The following is a 13735-nucleotide window of genomic DNA, read 5'->3' on the forward strand; positions in this document are numbered from 1 at the left end:
TACATCTCCTTTTAGAATCCTAGTAAAGATCCAACTTGGTATATAATAAGCGTTAATACATAAGCAACAACAAGCGGGTAAACGACTGAGAAAATCGTCCATTTCGCTGATCCTGTTTCACGTTTAATAACAGCCACCGTCGCTAAACATGGAACGTATAATAAAATAAAGAACATAAATGCATAAGCTGATAATGCTGTATAATGTGCTCCCATTACGTTTCCAAGCACATCTTCTTTAACTGCATAAATAATTGCCATTGTTGAAACGACAACTTCCTTCGCTAAAAATCCTGTTAAAAGGGATGCTGCAGCTTGCCACGTTCCAAAGCCGAGCGGTGCAAATAGCGGTGCGATAAATCCACCAATCATCGCTAAGTAACTGTCTCCCATATCAACACCAAATCCTGATGGACCTGCATAGTTTAATAACCAAATGACAACCGAACCACCAAAGATGAATGTACCAGCTTTACGAACAAATCCTTTTCCTTTCTCCCACGTGCTCAGCCATAATGTTTTCGCTTGTGGCACACGGTAAGGCGGTAATTCAATTACGAAAATAGACTTTTCCGCTTTCAAAATCGTAAGAGACATAATTTTTGTAACTAATAACGCAAGAACAATCCCTGCAACATATAAAGAAAATACAACAGTCGCCTGACTATGCGGGAAGAATACGCCCGCAAATAATGCATATACAGGTAATCGTGCTGAACAAGACATAAATGGTGTTACTAAAATGGTAAGTAAACGTTCTTTCTCCTGTTCAATCGTTCTCGCAGCCATAATACCTGGAACGTTACATCCAAAACCGATAATCATCGGAATAAAAGCTTTTCCGTTTAAGCCGAAAAACTCCATAATTCTATCCATAACAACTGCAATTCGCGCCATATACCCTGAGTCTTCTAATAATGAAATGAAAAAGAATAGTGCAAAGATTTGTGGTACGAATACTAATACAGCACCAACACCGGCAATAATACCTTCTGTAACGAGTGCTTGAATAAAATGAGAAGCTCCAATACTTGTAAGTCCAGCCGTCACCCAATCCGTAAGCTGGCCACCAAAAAACTCATCTAACATATCAGATAAAGGTGTACCAATCCACGTAAACGTAACCTGAAAAATAAAAAACATAACTGCTAAAAAGATTGGAAGTCCTAAAATTTTATGTGTAATTAATCTATCAATTTTTTCTGAAAAAGGAATTTTTCCTTCTTTCTCATGCTTCATAACATTTGTTTTTAACTTTTCAATATACGCTTCACGAGTTTTGTAAATGTGCTCTTCTAACGTACAATCAAGTTTTCCTTCTAAGCGAGATCGAATGGCTATGAGTTCCTTATAAATTGGTAATGCTTTCATTTCTTTTTCTACTACTTCGTTATTGCTTAAAAATTGAAGTGCTAACCATCTCGGATGCTCGTAATTCGCTGTCTCTAAAAGAGCAATTACTTCTCCAATTCCTTCATCCATTTGTACACCATATGAAATAAGGAATGGCTTTTTCTCTTTTTTGTCATTTTCTTTAAGAGTCGTAAGCAGTTCTTCACAGCCTTTTCCACTTCTTGCAACAACAGGAACGACTGTTACACCTAATAGTTCTGATAATCGTTTTACATTAATGACAATTCCTCTTTGCTTCGCCACATCAACCATGTTTAAACCAATTGAGACTGGCTTACCAAATTCAAGTAATTGCAACGTTAAATGCATATTTCTTTCAAACTGCGAGGAATCTACGATATTTAACATATGATTAAATTCTTCTGTTAATAGAAAGTTTGTTACAACACCTTCATCACGTGAAACTGGATTTAAATCATAAACACCTGGTAAATCAATTAATGTTCCTTGTCTATCTTTTAATTTACCAACCTTCTTTTCTACTGTTACACCGCTCCAGTTTCCTACATACTCATAAGAACCAGTAAGTGCATTAAATAATGATGTCTTCCCTGTATTCGGATTCCCTAGCAAAGCTACCTTATTCACGCTAATTCCACCTTTATCATTTTCGCGTCACAATGACGAATACTAATTAACTGTCCACGACACTCCAATGTACAAGGACCTTTGAACATCGCTTTCTGTTTCAGGCGAAGTTCGCTTCCTTCAGCAAGACCGAAAGCAGCTAGTCTACGCTTTAATAGCTGATCTAAAGACTGAATACTTTTTACTAACACTTTCTCTCCAATTTTAATATCTACTAAACTCATAACCTTCCCCCTCAGAAGAGAATGATAATTATTTTCAAAAAAATTATACCACACCCAATTTCTCTTGTACTATACCCTTTTGCTTCATATTTATTAACATTTCGCTACAATTCTATTTCAATTATTGTCATACTGTATTCGTTTGCCATTCTCATCCATTTCGCTTACAATAAACAATAGCAAATAAAGAATCTCGTTATCACTGGGGGAGCCATGCCGCTGAGAGGGAACACTTCGTTCCGACCCTTCGAACCTGTTAGTTAATGCTAACGCAGGGATTGTGCAAACGTCCGAAATACATACCTCATTTTTATTTACGTATTTCGTATCCTCCTATGATATCTATTCTTTTTTGTACAACTTGGATTTAGGGGGAGACAACATGCGTAACACCAATTTACAAGCGATGATCGAATCTGCTATTCTTGCAGCCTTCGCCATGATTATCGATATTTTACCATTATCACTTAAACTTCCAACAGGCGGTTCTATCTCATTCGCTATGATTCCTATTTTTATTATTGCTTACCGCTGGGGCTTTAAATCAGCTTTCTTAGGTGGTTTAGTTTGGGGACTATTACAAATAGTCGTGGGGGATGCTTATATTTTAACACCTGTTCAAGCATTCATTGAGTACTTCATTGCCTTTGCTTTTATCGGATTTGCTGGCTTATTCTATCGTCCAATTCAAAAAGCACTTTTAACGTCTAATGAAAATAGTGAAGAACATTCAAGTTTAGGTAGTCGCAATGAAAAACCTTCAGCAAAACAAAACCATGGTAAGAAAATCCTTGTTTACATTATCCTTGCTACATTTGTCGGTAGCTTTGCTCGCTATTTCTGTCACTTTATTGCCGGTATTATTTTCTGGGGACAATATGCGCCGAAAGGTCAATCAGCTGTGTTATATTCATTAATCGTAAATGGAAGTACAATGCTTGGTTCTTTTATTTTATGTACAGTTTTACTTATATTTTTATTCCTCACTTCCCCACGCTTATTCAAAAGCATCAGTGCTTATCAAATGAATACACAAAAAAAGGGCGCTTAATGAGCGCTCTTTTTTCATATCGTAATATTAATTAAAAATACAATAAATGCGCAAAAGAAAATAAATACCATTATACTTAGCCAATTGCTATGCACGGTTCATCGACTCCTTACATAACCTCATTTTCTAACCAGATTATATCGCTTAAAAATAAAGATTAGGTAAAGATAATATGAAAATAAATTAAAAAAAGCGTAGCATGCATTATCTACGCTTTTTTCGGTAAGTAGAAGTAAAATAATACACCGTCTTCTGTATTTTTCACTCCATATTCAGCATCGTGTAATTCTAAAATATTTTTAGAAATAGCAAGCCCAAGTCCCGTCCCACCTTGTGAACGCTGACGAGCTGTATCCACGCGATAAAAACGATCCCAAATTTTATCTAATTGTTCTTCTTCAATGTGAGTACCTTTATTTTCAATGCACACTTTTATACGATCCTTCTCATCTATTGTAGAAATAATAATATCTTCTTTATTTGGTGTATAACGTATGGCATTCGTAATGAAGTTAACGATGACTTGTTCAATCCGGCCTTGATTTGCAATCACTTCAAATGAATGTATATTTTTATGAACATGAAGTTCTTTTTTCTCTATTTCCACAGATAGATGTTCACATATATCTTCAATTACTGTATCAATATAAAACGCAGACTTTTTCATTTTATATGTACCAGATTCAAATTTAGCTAGCTCAAGCATATCCAAAATTAAAGTATCCATTTTGTCTACTTCTCTCTCCATCGCTTGAAAATAATACTCTTTTTTATGCTCAGCTACCCCGTCTTTTAAAATGGAAATACAACTTTTCATAATACTTAGCGGTGTTTTTAATTCATGCGAAACACCAGAAATGAATTCTTTCCGTGTATTTTCTAACTTTCTTTCCTTTTCAATATCTTCTTCTAACTGTCCAATATGTGAATGGAGTTTATTTGATAGCACATTAATATTTTTCGACAAATCTCCAATTTCATCTTTTGAAGTAATCGGTATTTTTTCTGTAAAATCTAATTGTGCTATTTTCTTCGTCGTATCATTTATTTTTAATAACGGTTTGGCAATTTGTTTTGAGTAATAGAACGAAGCTAAAAAAATAAGAACAACTACAAATGCAATGATGTAGATATAGTAATCTTGCACCATTTGTACAGCTTCATCTACGGGCTGTAAAGAAGCCATCGCATAAATATATGTTACTGATCCGTCTTTTTCTTTTATTGGTTTCATTAATAATTTATATTTAATATCATTTTTTTCATAGTCCATTGTTTGTGTTGTATATTGTATGGGCTTGCTCTCTTTTAATAATAAATTAGTTTGAAATTCTTTTATGTTATCTAAGAAGATGCCATTTTTATAAATTGGATTCACAGGACCTTTTACATCTGGTAACTGTACTTTTGTAACACGTCCACCTATGTAAACATTTGATTCTTGAGCAGCTTGCTCCTGAACAGCTGGTTTCTTTTCCTTAACAAGTTGTTCCTCAGCTGCTCTCTTTTTCTCCTCATTTAATTTACTCATTTTCTCATTAAATGCTTTTTCTAGCGGTTTATTAGATCCGCTTAAATTCTGCTTAGATAAAGAAAAAGAGAATGGAATAAAACTATCTTCTTTTCTCACTCCAGAAAAATAAATTTCTTGCCCTAAAAACTGCTCTGATAATTTATTATCAATTTCCTCTATATTGACGAGATTACCTAAGGGAATTTTAAATATTTGTTGTCCAAAGCTCTTTTGTTGCCTACGATCTATCGTTACTTCAAAATAAAAATCATCTGCATGTTTTAAATTCCCGTTCTTATCTAATGTCGTAATCCACGTATTATTTTCTCTTAAAAAGTCTTGCTCTAGTTTCTGAATTTCTTCTGCATTTCCTGCACGATTTAAATAGTTCTTCTCAAAGGAATTTAAATTCACTTTAATATCTTCCACTTTTCGATTCGCATAATATTGTTTAAAAAATATCGTTTGTCCAATAAATATCGTCGCTAAAATTAACATGCATAATGCTGTTGTAAGAGTAAATAATTTTAGTACAATTCCTTTCTTCATACATTCCCCTCAAATTTATAACCAGTTCGTACTACAGTTGTAATATACTTTGCTTTCTCTCCTAATTTATTTCTTAAATTACGAATATGGCTATTCACCGTTCGATCATCGCCAGCAAATTCATATCCCCAAATTCTTGAAATGAGTTGCTCTCGCGTTAAAACGATTCCTTGATTTTTCATGAAATACACCAATATTTCAAACTCCGTATGCGTTAAACTAACATCTGCCTCATCAACAGTAACAGTACGCGACGGAAAATGGACATGGATGCCATGAATCGATAACGTATCATCTTCGTTCTCTAAAGGTTTCTTCGATGCTTTTCTACTTTCTAATAATCGTTTCGCTCTTGCTAATAAAATTGGAGGACTATACGGCTTCGTCACATAGTCATCTGCTCCAAGTTCAAAACCAAGTAACGTATCGTCTTCATCTACACGCGCCGTCAGCATAATAATAGGCACCTCGGACGTCTTCCTAATCCTTCGGCAAACAGACCATCCATCGAGTTCTGGCAACATGATATCTAAAATAACTAAATCAACCTCTTCTTCTTCAAATACAACTAAAGCCTCTTTCCCGTCCCTCGCTTCAAACACTACATATTGTTCACTTAAAAAATAATCTTTTAATATTTCACGTAATATGTCTTCATCTTCAACAATTAAAATGTTTTTTGACATAACTTATATATCCCCCTCTCGCTTTCAGAAACTATAATTTCACTTTGAATAACTGCCAGTTAACTTCGCCTCGATAATATATCTATCTGGTGCATCCCCTATATAATCAAATGGGTAACAAGTTGTCAGTGTTAATATCGGTTCTTCTTTTTTTATAATAACAGTACGATCATCCGCATGAGTAATCCATGTCTTTTGAATTTCATATGTGTACGTTTTATTATCATACTCTAAAACAAGGGTATCCTTTTCTTTCAACTCTTCTAAATCTGTAAATACAGTATCTCGATGTCCACTCAGTACAGTATGTCCCCCTCCAGATGGAGTTGTCGTTAAATCACTAACGAACATACCCACTCCTTTTTTCAAAGTCGTATCATCTGCTCCCCAATATATAGAAAACTTCTTCTTTATTTTCGGTATGTTTAACATCGCTACCTTTTCTCCTTCTTTATGTTCTGTTTGAGAAGAAGGCACTTGAGAAGTTACAGGTGTTTCATGAGAAAGTTGAGTATCTTGTATATTTTTAAGGCTCTTTATTTCTTCTGCCGTTAATTGCCCGGCAGAGCTTCTTCCTTTATACCATTCCACAGCATAATAGGAACCCATGAATAGCCCTATAGCAATCAATATGATACCGATATAATTGAGTAACTTCATTCTTCATTCCTCCATGCCAAAAATGGTAGGAGTAACCTACCATTTTTAATATATGAAATTATCCCATTCTTTATAGGAAAATATTTTATTTACGCTTTAATCTTATTGCGACGATTCAAACCAAATAATGTACCTACCGCTACAAGACATGCACTTAATCCCATCATTGCTACATTATTTGATGCTGTATTTGGTAATTTTTCACCTTGTACAACTGGCTTTGCTTCTTCTTTTTTAGCTACTTCATTCTTTTGCTCGGCTTTTATCGCTGCTTCTTTTTTGGCCATATCGTTTTTTAACTGTTCTTGCGCTATTCTCTTTTTCTCTTCTTCACTTTTTTTCTCAGCTTTTATTGTTTCCTCTTTTTTAGCCATATCATTTTTTTCTTGTACTTGTGCCGCTTGCTTTTTCTCTATTTCACTTTTTTGCTGTTCCTTAATTGCTTCTTCTTTTTTAGCTTTATCCTGTTGTACTTGCGCTTCTTCTTCCTTTGTTACTGTTCCAGTATCCGCACTCGCTACTGAAGAATATCCTACTGTTAAAAGTGCCATTGCACAAATTGGTAATAGTTTCTTTTTCATTTTCACTCTCTCCTTATATTTTATTCACATCTACTCGCATCGGATGTATTACTAGAATAAGCAAGAGATATAAATATAAGATGCAGATGAAATATATTTCATTTAAAGATTTCATTGTAGAAAAAGAAAAAAACATCGCAATATGTACGATGTTTTTTTCGGGTGTGTGTCTCAATTATTTACATGTTACTTTCGCGTGATTTGGAAGTAGAACGGGCCGGAGCGATAACTAATTGTCTCGGCTCAGTTTTCTTGAAGTGATTTTTGACGTTACACTTACGACGTTGAACAACCCACGCTTTAATAGGGTTTGTTAAAATAATCTTTTGCTCTTCGTTAGGGGCCTCTTCTTCAATCTTACAACTCTCGCTCCATTTATTCCATTTCATTGTAAATTTAGAAGAAGAATGATCATTTTCACGATCAAACAAGTGCAAAAAATCCATTTTTCCATCTAGCATTACGGTGTTACTAGTCGCTAAAAAAGAAAAGGTCGTCCAACGTTTCTCCATGCCCTCCTACTCCTTTTTCACATATAGAGTGCCTAAAACTTAATTTACCTAAAATATGCTTGCCTTTTACCTTACACCCATAGTTTATCCAAAATGCTCTTATGCAACTATCGATTTGCCTTACAACTACCTTACATTTTTGTAAGAAACAAAAAAACCTTCACTCTATATAATGAAGGTTTCTCACTTTTTATCTATATGATCTCTCATATCATCAAGTCCAGCTTCTTTTAGCTGCGACATCATACCGTGCGAAATTGCTCCTAACACTAAAGTCATTCCAATTAATGAAATACGAATCGCAGGTACATCAATTACGTAAGCCAACAGGCCAAGAACAATTGTTAAAAGTAATGCTTTTATAAATGTTACACTTGTGTACTGTTTCTTCTTCATCATATTCACCCTTCATGGAAGCGTTTTCTTAATAAACTTAGTATATCATATCATCAGATGATTTTGTCGTTATCTTTGTAAAAAATTACTATCTCCTTTGACTTTTTCTATTCTATCCTTTACAGTCGAAATGTTCATAAGTTTTACACTGTAGGAGGATTACAATGAATATTGAAATAAAAGACACTTTAATTTCTGAAGAACAATTACAAGCAAAAGTTAAAGAATTAGCACTTCAAATCGAACGTGACTTTGAAGGAGAAGAAATCGTAGTTATCGCCGTATTAAAAGGTTCATTCGTATTTGCTGCTGATTTAATTCGTAACATCAAAAATGATGTAACAATTGACTTTATTTCTGCATCTAGCTACGGAAATCAAACAGAAACAACAGGAAAAGTGAAACTACTAAAAGATATCGACGTAAACATTACTGGGAAAAACGTAATTGTTGTAGAAGATATTATCGATTCTGGTTTAACACTTCATTTCCTAAAAGACCACTTCTTTATGCATAAACCAAAAGCACTCAAGTTCTGTACATTACTTGATAAACCAGAACGTCGTAAAGTAGACTTAACAGCTGAATATGTTGGCTTCCAAATTCCAGACGAATTCATCGTTGGATACGGTATCGACTGTGCGGAAAAATATCGTAACTTACCATTCATTGCTTCAGTTGTAACGGAATAATCGTATAACTTAAAAAATCGATAGTACATAAAATGTATATCGGCGATTTTTTAAATATATCGACTTACCGACAATAACTGACAATCTTAGCACCCAATTAATAGGGAGAAGCTGTTCTAAAATACATGGGAACAGCTCCTTTCTTTCCATTACAAACTACAGGGAGAGATGAAATATGACAAAGACAAAATTTGAAAAAGTACTCCTCATCGTAAATCCGAAAGCTGGTCAAGGTGACTTACATACAAATTTAACGAAAATCGTACCACCTCTTGCCGCAGCTTTTCCTGATCTACATATCCTTCATACGAAAAAACAAGGTGATGCAACAAAATATTGCCAAGAGTTTGCTAGTAAAGTAGATTTAATTATCGTCTTTGGTGGTGATGGAACAGTATTTGAATGCACAAATGGCTTAGCACCTCTCGAAACTAGACCTACACTTGCAATCATTCCAGGTGGAACTTGCAACGACTTCTCTCGCACACTTGGTGTTCCGCAAAACATTGCAGAAGCGGCAAAACTTATTACAAAAGAACATATAAAACCAGTTGACGTTGCAAAAGCAAATGAACAACATTTCTTAAACTTCTGGGGCATTGGACTCGTATCTGAAGTATCAAACAATATCGATGCAGAAGAAAAAGCAAAGCTTGGTAAAATCGGTTACTATTTAAGCACAATTCGAACTGTAAAAAATGCTGAAACATTCCCAGTAAAAATTACTTATGACGGACAAGTATATGAAGACGAAGCTGTCCTTGTCATGGTTGGAAATGGTGAATATCTTGGTGGTATTCCATCCTTTATTCCGAACGTAAAATGTGATGACGGAACACTTGATATTTTCGTAGTCAAATCAACAGGTATTCAAGCATTTAAAGATTACATCGGAAAGAAACTATTTGAAGACTCAAATGAAAATGACATCTTCCACGTAAAAGCGAAATCCATTCATATTGAAACGAAAGAAGAAAAAGAAGTAGATACAGATGGAGAAAGCTCGCTTCATACACCTTGTCACATTGAATTATTACCAGGACACTTTACGATGATTTATAATCCTGCGGTTGTGTAATAAAAAAACGAGTGCTAGCACTCGTTTTTTCTCTTCTAATCTAGTTATATTGTTGGATCATTTCCTCTATTTCTTTAACTCTCTCTAAAGTAATTCCATTTCTTTGTTCGATCGCTAAAGGATGCTCGGTTGGCTCTAATTCAACATACGGTGCCATTCCAACTTCTCTTATATGTACATTTGTTTTTAAATTTAATGTTTCTGGATAAACTGGTATTTCTACAGATAACCAACCAAAATAAGGATCACTATTTTCTCGGCCTCTCTCATCCCACTTTTCTAATACTTCATCATAACTTTCTTTACTAAGTGATACCCACACAGTCCATATGAAATTTTCGTGGTAGTCAATTATAGGAATCTCTAAACATCCTCTAATAAAATAATGTTCACCATCCATTACACAAAGATCTGATGTTAAATGGAAGCGTTCCTCTCTTTCATGGGGCGCTACCTCGTAATAATAATATGGTGCTTCACTTCCGTAGCATAGAGGTAGTGCAAAACGATGCATTTGTACTTTTTCTCCGGATTTTCTTCTTCTTTTCATTTGTCATTCTTTCTCCTATCCTTTTCAGTCACAATCAAACTCTACCCAATTTCTCCAATGCGTATTAGCATTTTCATTCACAATAACACTTGGATCTTTCTTCTCTATTGCAGCGGCTACTGATTGGAAGAATTCATTTTCACTTACTTTTTCGTCTTCAACATGTTTCCATTCTTCCGTTTCATACGCTACTTCCCAGTCGCCTTCTAAACCGAACTCTTCTAAAATTTCTCCTTTATCCCACCACAATAATTTTTGAGCTTCCTCATTAGTAGCAAGCATACGCATAAAGTATGTTGAATAATGCTCTGTCGTTTGTACTTCTATTCCATTATTTATATAATCCTCTTCTGTAAATTCATATTCAAAATGATGCTCGCGAATTTTTAAACTGCCGTTATAAATATTCGGTATAAATTCACCTTCATCATCAAACAACTCATAATCGCCATTATTTAATTGTAAAATGCAATCATCACCCATTGAATGAGTAATTCTATCGCCATATACTTGAATATCATTACATACACCTAATGAACCTACACCCACAATTTGAAACACCATTAGCCAATCCTTAGCATCTTTAAAGAAAAGAGAGAATTTCACTTGTGAAATATCCATATATTCATTATCAAAAGCAGGAAATTCATAGTTACTTTGCTTTTTATCTAATAACCTTAAAATCTCTTTTTGCACATGTATCACCTTTTCATTAATATTATCTAACGTTTACCGTGCTCTCATGTAGCTAGAAAAATTCCTCTTTCATCACTATTCGTATACTCAATCTATCTTAACAAAAATGCTTTTCCTACTTCCATCATATATAGGCCGTACACCGATTCCATTTCTCTTACTTACGCATATATTGGAATATTGTTGCTTCTAATGCAGTGTGTTTTATTTTTGCTCGGAGGTGTTATAAATCGTGTTCGAATGTAAGAACGAACTAAGTCTCTCTAATATAGAAAACTTAAAATATAATTCAAACATTCCTATAATAGTAATAGCCTTCAATAACCTTACTTATGTGAAAAATATGTTAAAACAATTAGAAAACAAAAAGATAAAAAGTGAAGATATATGGATTTGGGACAATAATTCAACCGCTCCCGCTTTGCTTGCTTTTTATGAGCAAATATCAACTAAATATAATTTAGTGAAAAATAATGCCAACTATGGACCACGTTTTTTTGCCGTTCCTTATATTTTCGATTTACTTCCAGATTTTTTTGCTGTAACTGATCCTGATTTATCTTTTAATGAAAAAATGCCAGATAACTTTTTAGAGTATTTAAAGCAGTTAACAATCGAGCTTTCACTCTTTAAAGCCGGCCTTGCTTTAGACATTATACCTACTTCTAATTTCAACAGAGAGCTCATGTCAAATGAAAAATGTACAGTAACAGAATGGGAAATGCAGTATTGGCTTTTTCCTATAACTAAATACAATAACCCTAAAGTTTTCAACGCTGGAATTGATACAACTTTTGCTGTTTACAATAAAAAATTTATTAGTAACGGTTTTTATAATGCCGTAAGGGTAGCTGATAATTTCACCTGTAAACATTTACCCTGGTATAAAGACAATATAATTTCAGAAGAAGAAAAAAATATGCTAAATACGAAATGGGCTAACTGGCACTAATAAAACGAAACGTTATTCAGTAGCAGATATTACTACAAATCGAAAACCTACTTTACAGCATATGTAATAATTCAAAAATAGCTTGAATGGTTTCAAGCTATTTTTTATCAAATTTCCTCAATACTATCCAATTGAGTCTTATAACATTCATCACACTCTGGCCTCGTAGGAAGAATCCCTCTTTCATCAGGTAATAAAACCCTCAAAACTTCTCGATCCATCTCTACGAAAGACTTCATAATAATGGGATATCCTTCAATAATATTCGTATACTCAATCCCTTGTTCAAACTTTTTTCCGCTCTTTATTTCTTCTATTATGGTACAAAAAACACTATGCGCGACTTCAGGATCCATATTTAATGCTATTTGTAAATCTTGATGATTAAAGTTATCTCTTAGACCATGCGTATGATAATTAGCATGGATGCCATCAATATCTTCTGCTAATATGCTATGCATGTACCATCCATACTCTTGTAGCATATTTTCTTCCCATTCATCTGCATCCTCTTCTAAATCTTCATCAAACAAATTCGGATCATACCACACGTCCTCGTAATCTCCAGCAATTAAAAATCTCCAACCAGGTGGTAACCCTAAATACTTCTTTATTTCAGGTGCCCATTCATCAATATGTTGAACGTGTAAAGGAAGAAAGAAATCTTCTTCTGTCCCCATTTCTTCACCAGCCCAAATGTACCAACCTGTCGTTCCATTTTCTATAGGCATTCGTAACCCATTAATCGGAGCGATACCATCTTTCACATTTTGCGCTATTCCTAATTTCAAATCATTCGGAGATTCTACATACTCCGCTTTATATTTATCACATATACTCTTCTGTTCTTTTATGTATTTTTCCACCCTTTTAGCACACTCCCCAATTTTTGAAAGATAGATTTCTTTGCCGAAGCACTCTCTAACTTCCATACCCCACACGGATTATAAAATGGATCCTCTTGTTCATATATATCAATTTCAAAGCCAATCTCTTTCTCCTTATGGTGCATAACATTTCCCGCTAATATATAGTTACTTTTACTCACAACTTCTTGTATTAATTCTGTTCTATCTTTCCATAAACCAGGTACTCCAATAACGATTTGTGTCTCCATCATATGCACTCCACTTCTCATCTATTTTCAATCTATTCTTTCAATCTTCCAAACTAAATTAGCTGGGATATCTTTCTCTAAAAAGGTTAACATCCATACAGTTTAGACATCCTACTATGATTAAAATCTCCAAATATAACACTCCATGTGTACATTTATATTTATTTTCGTTTACATACTATTGTTATTCATAATCCATTTTAGCTAATAAACAAACGAAAGAGAACTAGGTGGATTAATGTTTACTTAAAAATAAAAAGTCCGAAACTATATAAAGTGATTTCGGACTTTTTATTTTTAAAATATTAAATTACATTTCGAACAAAAAGGAGCTGAATTTCCTCTTCTAATTTTTGTATCACATTTTGGACAATATACATATCGTTCCTCTACCTTTTGTCGTTCTATCATGTGTAAGGATACTATTTTCATACTGCACATAATTCCAATTAAGATAAGGCTAAAAATGAGTAGCACA

The 13735-nt window shown here is 34.0% G+C and carries 17 protein-coding genes and 1 riboswitch; of the genes, 4 read left to right on the forward strand and 13 right to left on the reverse strand.

Annotated elements, in window-relative coordinates; all coding sequences use genetic code 11:
* Window positions 1-11: 11 nt before the first annotated feature.
* Both feoB and BHV55_RS24005 read right to left on the reverse strand, forming a co-directional pair.
* Window positions 12-2000 carry a ferrous iron transport protein B gene (gene feoB / locus BHV55_RS24000; protein WP_070757021.1) on the reverse strand — a complete coding sequence of 663 codons (1989 nt, stop codon included), beginning with the start codon at window positions 1998-2000 and terminating at the stop codon, window positions 12-14.
* The gene (locus BHV55_RS24005; RefSeq protein ID WP_000060512.1) at window positions 1997-2224 is read right to left on the reverse strand and encodes a FeoA family protein; all 228 of its coding nucleotides are present in this window, start codon (window positions 2222-2224) and stop codon (window positions 1997-1999) included. The genes feoB and BHV55_RS24005 overlap by 4 nt, the downstream gene beginning before the upstream one ends.
* A gap of 194 nt (window positions 2225-2418) precedes the next feature.
* Window positions 2419-2520: riboswitch (TPP riboswitch) on the forward strand.
* Window positions 2521-2606: 86 nt separating this feature from the next.
* On the opposite strand from BHV55_RS24005, the gene thiT reads away from it, so the two are divergent.
* Entirely contained in the window at window positions 2607-3275 is a 669-nt protein-coding gene (gene thiT / locus BHV55_RS24010) for an energy-coupled thiamine transporter ThiT (RefSeq protein WP_001246585.1), read from the forward strand.
* A gap of 208 nt (window positions 3276-3483) precedes the next feature.
* On the opposite strand, the gene BHV55_RS24015 is transcribed toward thiT, so the two are convergent.
* The 6 genes from BHV55_RS24015 to BHV55_RS24040 all read right to left on the reverse strand — a co-directional run bounded on the left by BHV55_RS24015 (window position 3484) and on the right by BHV55_RS24040 (window position 8175).
* Complete coding sequence (locus BHV55_RS24015; RefSeq protein WP_070757022.1) at window positions 3484-5337, reverse strand: sensor histidine kinase; 1854 nt, start codon at window positions 5335-5337, stop codon at window positions 3484-3486.
* A complete protein-coding gene (locus tag BHV55_RS24020; protein ID WP_000041848.1) occupies window positions 5334-6023 on the reverse strand; it encodes a response regulator transcription factor in 690 nt (229 codons plus the stop codon). The genes BHV55_RS24015 and BHV55_RS24020 overlap by 4 nt, the downstream gene beginning before the upstream one ends.
* Before the next feature lie 39 nt (window positions 6024-6062).
* Window positions 6063-6683, reverse strand: a complete 621-nt coding sequence (locus tag BHV55_RS24025; RefSeq protein ID WP_070757023.1) for a class D sortase — start codon at window positions 6681-6683, stop codon at window positions 6063-6065.
* A gap of 89 nt (window positions 6684-6772) precedes the next feature.
* Entirely contained in the window at window positions 6773-7264 is a 492-nt protein-coding gene (locus tag BHV55_RS24030; protein ID WP_000728022.1) for an LPXTG cell wall anchor domain-containing protein, read from the reverse strand.
* 179 nt (window positions 7265-7443) lie between these two features.
* Window positions 7444-7776: a hypothetical protein gene (locus BHV55_RS24035; protein ID WP_000415619.1), complete on the reverse strand. Its 333-nt coding sequence runs from the start codon at window positions 7774-7776 to the stop codon at window positions 7444-7446.
* A 183-nt stretch (window positions 7777-7959) separates the two neighbouring features.
* Complete coding sequence (locus BHV55_RS24040; protein WP_002001286.1) at window positions 7960-8175, reverse strand: hypothetical protein; 216 nt, start codon at window positions 8173-8175, stop codon at window positions 7960-7962.
* Between the two features lie 161 nt (window positions 8176-8336).
* Here BHV55_RS24040 and hpt point away from each other — a divergent pair, with 161 nt between their 5' ends.
* Together hpt and BHV55_RS24050 are read left to right on the forward strand one after the other, a co-directional pair.
* A complete protein-coding gene (gene hpt / locus BHV55_RS24045; RefSeq protein ID WP_001019298.1) occupies window positions 8337-8864 on the forward strand; it encodes a hypoxanthine phosphoribosyltransferase in 528 nt (175 codons plus the stop codon).
* A gap of 175 nt (window positions 8865-9039) precedes the next feature.
* The gene (locus tag BHV55_RS24050) at window positions 9040-9942 is read left to right on the forward strand and encodes a diacylglycerol/lipid kinase family protein (protein ID WP_000167895.1); all 903 of its coding nucleotides are present in this window, start codon (window positions 9040-9042) and stop codon (window positions 9940-9942) included.
* Window positions 9943-9982: 40 nt separating this feature from the next.
* Here the strand turns inward: BHV55_RS24050 and BHV55_RS24055 are convergent, their stop codons facing one another.
* Together BHV55_RS24055 and BHV55_RS24060 are read right to left on the reverse strand one after the other, a co-directional pair.
* Window positions 9983-10492 carry a DUF2199 domain-containing protein gene (locus BHV55_RS24055; protein ID WP_000830212.1) on the reverse strand — a complete coding sequence of 170 codons (510 nt, stop codon included), beginning with the start codon at window positions 10490-10492 and terminating at the stop codon, window positions 9983-9985.
* Between the two features lie 24 nt (window positions 10493-10516).
* On the reverse strand, window positions 10517-11188 hold the full coding sequence (locus BHV55_RS24060; protein WP_070757024.1) for a DUF7003 family protein: 672 nt from the start codon (window positions 11186-11188) through the stop codon (window positions 10517-10519).
* Window positions 11189-11420: 232 nt separating this feature from the next.
* Here BHV55_RS24060 and BHV55_RS24065 point away from each other — a divergent pair, with 232 nt between their 5' ends.
* Entirely contained in the window at window positions 11421-12140 is a 720-nt protein-coding gene (locus BHV55_RS24065; protein ID WP_000461059.1) for a glycosyltransferase family protein, read from the forward strand.
* A 107-nt stretch (window positions 12141-12247) separates the two neighbouring features.
* Here BHV55_RS24065 and BHV55_RS24070 read toward each other — a convergent pair whose 3' ends face one another.
* The 3 genes from BHV55_RS24070 to BHV55_RS24080 all read right to left on the reverse strand — a co-directional run bounded on the left by BHV55_RS24070 (window position 12248) and on the right by BHV55_RS24080 (window position 13734).
* Window positions 12248-13006: a DUF4262 domain-containing protein gene (locus BHV55_RS24070; protein WP_000417356.1), complete on the reverse strand. Its 759-nt coding sequence runs from the start codon at window positions 13004-13006 to the stop codon at window positions 12248-12250.
* The gene (locus tag BHV55_RS24075; protein ID WP_000970753.1) at window positions 12991-13260 is read right to left on the reverse strand and encodes a hypothetical protein; all 270 of its coding nucleotides are present in this window, start codon (window positions 13258-13260) and stop codon (window positions 12991-12993) included. The genes BHV55_RS24070 and BHV55_RS24075 overlap by 16 nt, the downstream gene beginning before the upstream one ends.
* A gap of 294 nt (window positions 13261-13554) precedes the next feature.
* The gene (locus tag BHV55_RS24080; RefSeq protein WP_001986677.1) at window positions 13555-13734 is read right to left on the reverse strand and encodes a hypothetical protein; all 180 of its coding nucleotides are present in this window, start codon (window positions 13732-13734) and stop codon (window positions 13555-13557) included.
* Between the last annotated feature and the right edge of the window lies 1 nt (window position 13735).

Origin of the sequence: Bacillus sp. RZ2MS9 (assembly GCF_001816185.2) — a bacterium.
Lineage (GTDB): Bacteria > Bacillota > Bacilli > Bacillales > Bacillaceae_G > Bacillus_A > Bacillus_A cereus.

Excerpts from the sequence above, each read along its gene's own strand:
- BHV55_RS24025 (WP_070757023.1), bottom strand. The coding sequence starts at position 6,683 with ATGAAGTTACTCAATTATATCGGTATCATATTGATTGCTATAGGGCTA.
- BHV55_RS24075 (WP_000970753.1), bottom strand. The coding sequence starts at position 13,260 with ATGATGGAGACACAAATCGTTATTGGAGTACCTGGTTTATGGAAAGAT.
- hpt (WP_001019298.1), top strand. The coding sequence starts at position 8,337 with ATGAATATTGAAATAAAAGACACTTTAATTTCTGAAGAACAATTACAA.
- BHV55_RS24050 (WP_000167895.1), top strand. The coding sequence starts at position 9,040 with ATGACAAAGACAAAATTTGAAAAAGTACTCCTCATCGTAAATCCGAAA.
- BHV55_RS24030 (WP_000728022.1), bottom strand. The coding sequence starts at position 7,264 with ATGAAAAAGAAACTATTACCAATTTGTGCAATGGCACTTTTAACAGTA.
- BHV55_RS24040 (WP_002001286.1), bottom strand. The coding sequence starts at position 8,175 with ATGATGAAGAAGAAACAGTACACAAGTGTAACATTTATAAAAGCATTA.
- BHV55_RS24005 (WP_000060512.1), bottom strand. The coding sequence starts at position 2,224 with ATGAGTTTAGTAGATATTAAAATTGGAGAGAAAGTGTTAGTAAAAAGT.
- BHV55_RS24055 (WP_000830212.1), bottom strand. The coding sequence starts at position 10,492 with ATGAAAAGAAGAAGAAAATCCGGAGAAAAAGTACAAATGCATCGTTTT.
- BHV55_RS24035 (WP_000415619.1), bottom strand. The coding sequence starts at position 7,776 with ATGGAGAAACGTTGGACGACCTTTTCTTTTTTAGCGACTAGTAACACC.
- thiT (WP_001246585.1), top strand. The coding sequence starts at position 2,607 with ATGCGTAACACCAATTTACAAGCGATGATCGAATCTGCTATTCTTGCA.
- BHV55_RS24015 (WP_070757022.1), bottom strand. The coding sequence starts at position 5,337 with ATGAAGAAAGGAATTGTACTAAAATTATTTACTCTTACAACAGCATTA.
- BHV55_RS24020 (WP_000041848.1), bottom strand. The coding sequence starts at position 6,023 with ATGTCAAAAAACATTTTAATTGTTGAAGATGAAGACATATTACGTGAA.